The following is a 7,485-nucleotide window of genomic DNA, read 5'->3' on the forward strand; positions in this document are numbered from 1 at the left end:
ATTGAGGAATGTATCGAGGATAACCAGGTAGTTTGGAGGAAAAAGCTAAACAGCTAATATTTCTTATCAATGTTAGCGATAGCAAATTCGTGCATCAACATAACAAATTTTCACCTTATCTGAAATACTCTCATTGAATAGTTCACCTAGCAAAAACTTAGCAAGGTTATGCAACACGTGCGTATGTAAAAAGAAGCCTTCAGAGACTTCTTTTTAACTTTCTTAAAATAGCTTTAATTATCAAAACGTATTGGGATACTCACCCATTGTTTCTGAGCTGCACTTTCGGCTGCTAGTGAGGGCTGATCAAATAACCCTGTTATTCTGTTGCCCGCAACATCTTCTAAAACAGGATCAATAACTAGCTGATACTGAGTTTGGTCCCAAGCTATATCCGGGTAGAATAACCACTTCTGTTCTTGCTCTGAAAGCTCAATACTTCCTGAAATAGTTTGCCCCTTCTGATCTTTCACTCTGATACGATATGCGAGCGAAACATGATCCATCTTGCCATTAAGCTCAATAGCCAACGCTTCGGTTGAGCCCTTATTAGGGTTATGAATAACCCACTTCTCCACATCAGGCACTTCATAATCAGCTTCTACGGCTTTAAAAGGCTTCCGGTATTCCTGTTCTAAGTGACAACCGTCTGCATCCATTGCCATAGTATCGATAACTAACTGATAGTCTTCACCGGGTATCAGAGCCCGTCCCATAGCATTATGAGCAACCAGACCTGTTTTCACACGACCCGGGTCAAACAGTAATGTGAGGCGTGAACTGTCTGTACTCCAGAGTGCAAATTTGTTATCCAAAAACACACCTTGCAGCCTTTTACCCTCCTTATCTTCTAAATAGACTGAAGATAAAATATCCTCACGCTGCATTGGCTTAGAAAAATACACATAAAATCGAAGCAGGTTCTCAGGAAGTCTATCAGCAGTCGGGTAGACTGCTGATACATGTGCCTTCTCTGCTACTGACTCGCAGGTTGAAGCAAAAGCCATAGATGAAAAAATACTAAACCCAATAGCCAGGCTAAACAGATAAGCAGCTCTCATATTCCTCTCCTTTAACGAACAAGGTCGCTATATCCTGCATCAGTTTTCAATAGATTCTGAAAGTTCCTGAACATTTCCTGCTCAGGAATATATTTATAGTTGGAGAAGTTATACTCACTGATAAAGTCATTCAGACGGAAGTATGCCCCTTTGCGGAACGAAACTAAGTCCATGTCACCCGTCACCAAATTTCTTTTTAACGTGACGATGAACTGTTCATCCTGATCAGCAGCCTGAAGCACACCCGCCAGCGGTACCGGGCGCGTGGCAACACCGGCTTTAGCCCACATTTCAGGCGTAGAAAGACCTTGCTGCTTATTAGCATTTGCGATATCTGCTACACGTATTAAATCAGCGCTGCGCTCTTTATGTAATACCAGCACATAATCTTCCATCTTCTGTTGTTCATTCTGAGCTGTAAAATGAACGACATCCAACGGCGTATTGCCATAGCCCAGCTCTGCAATAGTTTTGCCTTTTACGTGAGCACCATCGCTAAGTTTGCTTGTCGGTATCGTCACCAGTGGGGTACAGGTATAAGCAGCGACAACAGTTTCTTCTCCATCCAAATCCAATACTGTCATCGCCCGAATCGGTGCTCTTGTCTCAGTCTGGTTATGGACGGTGTGATAAATCTCGACATGTGAAGTGGTCGAGGCTTTATCAAAGGGATATGCAATCTTCCGCAACGTTGAAGAAAACTCACCCGTGGACAAACTGGATACATAAAGTGAACCATTCACATAGTCCAGATCGGTTATTCCTAATGTTGATGCGGGAATATCACGCCAGAACTTCACCCCGTCGGTTGCAGTCTTGGTTAATTTCTTTACTGTATTCGGCAGTGACTTCAAATCTACTTTGGTGATTACTCCAGCCTGGTTGGCACGAATAATAACAGGCGTCCGCTTTCCCTTTTGTTGGATCGACAAAGAAATATAGGCTTCTTTACTGACTGGATGAATCGCAATGTCATGATAGTTCAGTAAATGGCTATCCACTCCCAGCAACTTGGCGATTTGAGTGCCAGCTCCCTCAAGGTTATAACTCATTGACGTTTTCGCCGGTTTCACATCTGGCAAGGTATAGGCAAATATCTGCCCGCCATCAGAGTCGGCCACAAACAATGTGTTTTTCTCTGCAAACTCAAGAATGCTTGCTGATACAGGCTGAGCCCCGGCAATGGCTGCCTGGCTGGCAGTACCCAAAGAGAGTGCAGCTATCACGTTGACTGCAAGTACATTTAACTTCTTCATAGGTCACCTCTTCTTTACTTGCTCTTTATCAAAACCAAACCAAAATCGTCATCTGACTTAAGTTCCAGTGAATCACCTTCAATAAGATCACCAGCTTGAACTGACACACCATTAGCCTTAGCCGTTCCCTCAGTGATCATGGCGATAAATGGCTGTTCACAGTCAACTGTCTGCCCCTTTGCAATGTAACCAACCTGACAGACCATATTGCTATGGAAGCTCTCGCCACCATTGCCACCTAATACAGTCGCAAGCTCTCCCTGTTTTAAGGCAAAATTCTGGTAGGCTGGCTCCAGCCCGGTTTCTGGTGGCAAAAACCAGATCTGCAGTATTTCAGCTTTGGTGTTATTCATACTGAACTCGGCATGTTGCATACCTGTACCTGCACGTTGAACCTGAACACCGGGACCTTCGATAACGGTCCCGTCTCCCAGGCTACCTTTATGCCCGACAGCACCGTTCAAAATAACGCTGACGATATCAACATCATTATGTGGATGCAGAGGCGCCCCTTCATTTGGCTTAAAATAGCCGCTCGCAAGGTAAATGAAATCCCCCAAACCATGGCTGATGTCTTTACGGTTCTTTGCATCTTTCCAAATCAACGGGCTCTTCACCATATGGGTTTCGACGATGCCCGCAAAACCACCCACCGGGAGATCATTACGATGGATTATGCGTAGTGGTTGTGTATTCATTTTGTGTTCTCCTTACGGCTCTTGCGCACGGTAAGCATCCGTAAATCTAGTTGAGTTTAGTCAACACCCATTGGGTGCACCTTTGTTAATGACGATAAATCATTCCTGCCAGTATTAAATCTATGTTAATTTGAATACTGGGTATTCTTAGTGGGAATAGCAGAGAAAATGGATACACTCACTGCAATGCGTTCATTTGTACGAGTTGTTGAGACGGGGAGCTTTTCGGCTGTTGCCCGGGAGGAAAACACCACCCAGTCAACAATCAGCAAGCGAGTCGCGATTCTGGAATCGAACCTTGGTACGCAGTTACTTGTAAGAGGAAGTCGCCTTCACAGTCTTACGGAGGCTGGGCAAAATTACTATGAACGGGTGGTTGGTATCTTACGAGACCTTGAAGAGGCCGAAAGCGAAGCGCGTTCTTTAATAGCTACGCCTCGGGGTAAACTGCGCGTATCTGTTCCGGTAATGTTTGGTACTTTGTACATTGCACCTGTTATTCCCGAGTTTTTATCGGCTTTTCCTGAGGTTCAACTTGATCTTAAATTCAGTGAAAAGATGGTGAATTTGGTTGAAGAAGGCATAGACGTAGCCATTCGGCTGGGAGACTTAAAGGATTCTTCGATGATAGCCAGACACTTAGGTGATGACGACCTGATTATTGTCGCCTCACCCTCCTATCTGGCAAAACATTCTGTCCCTCAACACCCAAGTGAGCTGAGTGCACACAACTGTCTTGTCTACAGTTTGGGAGCAAGCGGTAATACCTGGACTTTTTCTGATCAACACTCCGATACAACAGTCCAGGTCTCTGGGAATTTTCAGGGTGATAGCGGGTGTGGGTTGATGGAAATGCTGCTAGCCGATGCCGGGGTCTCATTTATGCCTAGCTGGCTGGTTTCCCCTTATGTTCAGTCAGGTCAGCTTGTACACATTCTGCAGGATTACTATAAGAGTTACCCTATCAATGCCGTTTATCCCCTCAACCGTAATGTTCCTTTAAAAACAAAAAGTTTTATGGATTTCATTCAACAAAAACTCAATCAGAACCCTATTTTATAACCCCTTAAATAGATTCTGGGCGCTACGGCTAACGGGCAACTTATTTTTACCGATCATCACCGAGAGCCTGCCGGTAAAGTCTTTATGTACTTTATCGATTGCTGAAACATTGACTATCGTTGAACGGTGGATCTGCCAAAAGTGCTCAGGATTAAGCTGATTCACCAGTTCTTTGAGCGCACTGCGAATAACATATTCATCCGCGCCATTTGGCGCTGCCTCATTTTTCTTATACACCGAGATATACTTGTCTTCGGCTTTAAAATACAAGATATCTGCGACTGAAATAACATAGATATCATCGCCCTTGCTCGCTTTTACCCAATTCAGATATTCAGCAGGCTTGGGCTGAGACAGTTGATTAATGTGTTCAATCAGGCTACCAAGCTGATCATGATTAAACTGCCCTTGTGCTGTATGACTATCAGCCCTTTCAGCAAGGCGAGCCTTCACCTTGTCACATGCCTGTTCCAGACGTTGCTCCGAAAGCGGCTTTAACAAGTAATCGAGTGCATTCTGCTCAAATGCATTTATCGCATACTCTCGATAGGCGGTAGTAAAGACAATATGCGGCGTCTTATCCAGTTTAGACAGTGCCTTGGCGACCCCCATTCCGTCTAGCTCCGGCATTCTGATATCAAGGAAAACAACATCAGGCTGGTGAGTACTTATCGCCTCAAGAGCTTCTACACCATTGCCCGCTGCTGCCGCAATTTCAAGCTCCGGCCATACTTCTTCCAATGCCCGGCTCAAATGATGGCGTAAGATCGGCTCGTCATCTGCAATTACGGCCTTGGCAAACTTACCCATGCACTTCTCCTTGTTCCTGCAATGTCAACAACTGTGCCTTGGGTAAGCGGATCGTCGCCGTCACCCCACCCTCTAAAGGTTCTTTTATTGTCAGGCTGGCCTTATTATCAAACAAAGACACTAACCTACCACGGATATTTTCCAGACTGACTCCATTCCCGCCGGAAGACATCGTCGGCTGAATACCTTTCCCATTATCCTTAACCTGCACCACAAGCTCATGTTTGTCTTCTTCTATGTGCAGCTCAATTGCGCCCCCTTCTCCCTTTGGCTCGATACCATAATAGACAGCGTTTTCAACAAGCGGTTGGATCAGAAACGGCGGAATCGGCAACGTCAAACTCACATCATTGCTGATAATTTGATAGCTCAACCTGTCACCCAATCGGATCTGCTGAATATCAAGGTATGCCGAAATAAGACCGATTTCCTCTTCCAGCGTCGTGACATCTGCGCGGGTTCTGTGCAGATTGGTATGTAACAGGTCAGTCAGTCGAACCAGCATCAACTTGGCTTTGGCGGTATCCTGATCGATCAATGCAATAGCATTGGCCAGTGTATTAAACAAAAAGTGCGGTTCTATCTGGCTCTGTAGCTGACGCAACTGACTTAGCACCAAGGCTTTTTCCTGTTCAGACTGTTTTCTCCGAACTTGCTCCATCTCATGCTGGGCCAATAGCTTTTGCTCATAGGAGTAAAAGTAATAAAAACAGATAAGCGTGAACAATAACGCCAGCATAATAACAGGTTTCATTTCGGCTAATGACTGATAGGTATCTGGACCACTTAGCCAAAAAAAGGCGTTGGCTGTACCAAGCACCATGGCAGACAGCACCGTTAAGACATTCACCTGGCGGTAACTCAAACTCGGAAAAAAGTAGGTGGTAAACCTTGCTGTTGTGATGGCACTCGCGCCGTAACCAAAGCTGACAGCGAGATCTTCATAAAAATTATCCGGCCACACAATATAGGTGACAATAGCAATCCCCAAACAAAACGCACTGGTGATTGCCACCGATTTCAGCCAGGGAAACGGATTACCTGTGTACTCACTCTGACTCATCAGAATCGTCCTTTAAGATTTAGCAAAATCATACGCTTATCAGATAAATTTCGGTAGACGGATTGTTTGTCTCCAGTCAAAAAACGGGCCGCAATCTCAACGTCGAATTGCACATCGCCGGTATCAAGAACGGAATAGCCTAACCACTGAGTCATTATTGCCCCTTTGTCTTGCGGAGAAAACAACACATCAAACGTCGGTTTAACATTTTGCAGCCAGGATACATTGCGAGACCAGTCCCAGTGCTGCCAGGTTACCGGATCCAGTGTCCAATGAAACATCACGTTATGGCTAACCAGATTGACATGTTGTAGAGGCTGGGCGTAAGCATGCCTCAATCCTGCAGGCAGCCCACTGGCATCAATTTGTTCAGCGTTCCGATAAGCTTGCTGCCATTGCCCATAATCCCAGCTTCGGCTGTCATACCAATACTCTAAAATCACGCTCTGCCCGCTTTCACTGGTCCATGTCAGCCCGGCCAACGCTTGTAGCCCGTTATCCTTTTTGTCAGAAATAACAGGCTCACGCAACGAATCTGGCACCCGGAAGCTAAAATATTCTTTCTGATACGCCGCGGAAGAGTGAAACTCCCAGGCATCATCCAGAACAGTCACCCAGCTACCGCCAACCAGACCACGCCTGACATCATCGTAATAAACAATTCCCTGCCATTCGCTATCGCCAGCAAGCCCGTAACGTCTGATACCGACTCCTTGCTGTTCATTAAGTTGATCCAGCTCGCTGCCCTGTTGCGTGGTCCAGGAAGAATCAGCATAAATTAGCGTCCACTCACCATTAGCGTCAAAATAAGAGGCAGCAGCGACTCCTGCCCCTTCCTCAACCTGAATACCAACTGGGTTTCTACGATATGGCTTGATAATATCCAGCGGCCGATATCCATAACCAACACCCCAATCCACCCGCACCTTGCCGAGGGTAATATCTACGTCAGTACCTGCCAGCACTATTGCACCCTGCCAGAACAGCTCCCTGACGATCAGCTCGCTATCGCGATCAACAGCGGACTGGGAAGAATAAAGATCATTCCCTTTTAGCGCCAACACTCCAAGCCACTGTTCGTAACCTAGTTCGACATCCAGCAAGGCGTTCACCGATTGCCATTGCTCATCCTGTTCATCAGGAAGGTATACGCTGTTTCTTGTTTCATGATGCTCGACACTGACCATCCAGTCCCAGCTCGCATCCAAAGAACTGGCGAATGCCTGTCGTGAAACAAACAGGCAAGCGATCAGCGACACCGACTTAAGCCAACCGTACAAAGTAGATGAGCGTTTCATCCTATAACCCCGACACAGAATTACGAGACAAATAAGCCGGGTTGTAGAACTTCGCCTCCAGGGTTACAGGAGAGATTTCCTGATACTTGATGACAGTCTTTTTACTCGGCTGAATACGGTCGAGCAGTGTCATCGCCACCACACTAGTACGGGCATTTTGCTCCCCTTTGATAAACCAGGCCTCTTTTGCCAATTTTCCTGACCGAAGATACATACTTGCCCGGATGGGAAAGTCAC

General features: G+C 46.0%; 8 protein-coding genes. 1 reads left to right on the plus strand and 7 read right to left on the minus strand.

What is annotated here, in order from left to right; translation table 11 throughout:
• Nucleotides 1-233: 233 nt before the first annotated feature.
• From MHN01_RS10700 to MHN01_RS10710, 3 genes are read right to left on the minus strand one after another with little or no spacing between them, the layout of a single operon-like run.
• Nucleotides 234-1,061, minus strand: a complete 828-nt coding sequence (locus tag MHN01_RS10700) for a hypothetical protein (protein WP_239411347.1) — start codon at nucleotides 1,059-1,061, stop codon at nucleotides 234-236.
• Nucleotides 1,062-1,072: 11 nt separating this feature from the next.
• Nucleotides 1,073-2,317 (minus strand): hypothetical protein, encoded by a 1,245-nt coding sequence (locus MHN01_RS10705; protein WP_239411348.1) that lies wholly within the window; start codon nucleotides 2,315-2,317, stop codon nucleotides 1,073-1,075.
• A 14-nt stretch (nucleotides 2,318-2,331) separates the two neighbouring features.
• Nucleotides 2,332-3,015 carry a pirin family protein gene (locus tag MHN01_RS10710; protein WP_239411349.1) on the minus strand — a complete coding sequence of 228 codons (684 nt, stop codon included), beginning with the start codon at nucleotides 3,013-3,015 and terminating at the stop codon, nucleotides 2,332-2,334.
• A 168-nt stretch (nucleotides 3,016-3,183) separates the two neighbouring features.
• Here MHN01_RS10710 and MHN01_RS10715 point away from each other — a divergent pair, with 168 nt between their 5' ends.
• Nucleotides 3,184-4,077 (plus strand): LysR family transcriptional regulator, encoded by an 894-nt coding sequence (locus tag MHN01_RS10715; RefSeq protein ID WP_239411350.1) that lies wholly within the window; start codon nucleotides 3,184-3,186, stop codon nucleotides 4,075-4,077.
• Here MHN01_RS10715 and MHN01_RS10720 read toward each other — a convergent pair.
• The 4 genes from MHN01_RS10720 to MHN01_RS10735 all read right to left on the minus strand — a co-directional run.
• On the minus strand, nucleotides 4,072-4,887 hold the full coding sequence (locus MHN01_RS10720) for a LytTR family DNA-binding domain-containing protein (protein WP_239411351.1): 816 nt from the start codon (nucleotides 4,885-4,887) through the stop codon (nucleotides 4,072-4,074). The two genes, MHN01_RS10715 and MHN01_RS10720, sit on opposite strands and share 6 nt — an antisense overlap.
• Nucleotides 4,880-5,950, minus strand: a complete 1,071-nt coding sequence (locus MHN01_RS10725; RefSeq protein ID WP_239411352.1) for a sensor histidine kinase — start codon at nucleotides 5,948-5,950, stop codon at nucleotides 4,880-4,882. The genes MHN01_RS10720 and MHN01_RS10725 overlap by 8 nt, the downstream gene beginning before the upstream one ends.
• Nucleotides 5,950-7,248, minus strand: coding sequence for a hypothetical protein (locus MHN01_RS10730; protein ID WP_239411353.1), 1,299 nt, complete (start codon nucleotides 7,246-7,248; stop codon nucleotides 5,950-5,952). Before MHN01_RS10730 ends, MHN01_RS10725 begins: the two co-directional genes overlap by 1 nt.
• 1 nt (nucleotide 7,249) lies before the next feature.
• The coding region (locus MHN01_RS10735; RefSeq protein WP_239411354.1) for an outer membrane lipoprotein-sorting protein at nucleotides 7,250-7,485 on the minus strand (236 nt) is incomplete at its 5' end.

Source organism: Photobacterium sp. OFAV2-7, from assembly GCF_022347985.1.
Classification (GTDB): Bacteria; Pseudomonadota; Gammaproteobacteria; order Enterobacterales; family Vibrionaceae; genus Photobacterium.

Coding starts and splice junctions, on each gene's coding strand:
- MHN01_RS10700 (WP_239411347.1), bottom strand. CDS start 1,061: ATGAGAGCTGCTTATCTGTTTAGCCTGGCTATTGGGTTTAGTATTTTT.
- MHN01_RS10715 (WP_239411350.1), top strand. CDS start 3,184: ATGGATACACTCACTGCAATGCGTTCATTTGTACGAGTTGTTGAGACG.
- MHN01_RS10730 (WP_239411353.1), bottom strand. CDS start 7,248: ATGAAACGCTCATCTACTTTGTACGGTTGGCTTAAGTCGGTGTCGCTG.
- MHN01_RS10705 (WP_239411348.1), bottom strand. CDS start 2,317: ATGAAGAAGTTAAATGTACTTGCAGTCAACGTGATAGCTGCACTCTCT.
- MHN01_RS10725 (WP_239411352.1), bottom strand. CDS start 5,950: ATGAGTCAGAGTGAGTACACAGGTAATCCGTTTCCCTGGCTGAAATCG.
- MHN01_RS10720 (WP_239411351.1), bottom strand. CDS start 4,887: ATGGGTAAGTTTGCCAAGGCCGTAATTGCAGATGACGAGCCGATCTTA.
- MHN01_RS10710 (WP_239411349.1), bottom strand. CDS start 3,015: ATGAATACACAACCACTACGCATAATCCATCGTAATGATCTCCCGGTG.